At 66.5% G+C, this 1026-nt stretch carries 1 protein-coding gene; it reads left to right on the plus strand.

The features are described from left to right. A partial coding sequence (locus ACZ7GZ_RS43540) for a polysaccharide deacetylase family protein (RefSeq protein WP_471033433.1) occupies positions 1-1026 on the plus strand: 1026 nt, incomplete at both ends.

Consider the following 1026-nt stretch of genomic DNA (forward strand, 5'->3'; position numbering starts at 1 on the left):
GCCGATCGGGGACGGCTCCACGTCGTTCACGGGCAAGCAGCCGCACCAGCCGGCCAAGCCGGAGCCGCTTCAGCCGGGGCAGACCCCGCCGCAGTTCGTCATCTTCTCCTGGGACGGTGCCGGTGAGGTCGGCAACGGACTCTTCCCGCGCTTCCTGGATCTCGCCAAGGAGCACGGCGCGAGCATGACCTTCTTCCTCTCGGGGCTGTATCTGCTGCCCGAGTCGAAGAAGCGGCTGTACCTGCCTCCGAACAACCCGCGCGGCGCCTCCGACATCGGCTACCTCACCGACGAGCACATCAAGGCGACGCTCGCCAACGTGCACCGGGCCTGGCTGGAGGGCCACGAGATCGGCACCCACTTCAACGGGCACTTCTGCTCCGGCCACGGCACGGTCGGCAACTGGACCCCGCAGCAGTGGAAGAGCGAGATCGAGCAGGCCAAGGCGTTCGTGAAGCAGTGGCGGACCAACACCGGCTGGTCCGAGCTGCCCTCGCTGCCCTTCGACTACGACAAGGAGCTGGTCGGCGGCCGTACGCCGTGCCTCCTCGGCCAGAACAACCTGCTGCCCACCGCCCGTGAGCTGGGCTGGCGCTACGACGCCTCCTCGCCGGGCGGTCGCCAGATGTGGCCGGAGAAGAAGCTCGGGATCTGGGATCTGCCGCTGCAGCAGATACCTTTCCCCGGACGTTCCTTCGAGGTGCTCTCGATGGACTACAACATGCTCGCCAACCAGTCCGTGAACTCCACCAAGGCGCCCGCCTACAACTACCCGGGCTGGCGCAAGCAGTCCGCGCAGGCGTACATCTCCGGCTTCCAGCGGGCATACGAGACAAACCGGGCACCGTTCTTCATCGGCAACCACTTCGAGCACTGGAACGGCGGCATCTACATGGATGCCGTGGAGGAGGCCTTCAAGCACATCGCGCGGGAGAAGGAGAAGGGCGGGGACGTGCGGCTGGTCTCCTTCCGGCAGTTCGTCGACTGGATGGACGTGCAGAAGCCCGAGGTGCTCGCCAAGCTGCG

The organism is Streptomyces sp. NPDC037288, assembly GCF_055603265.1.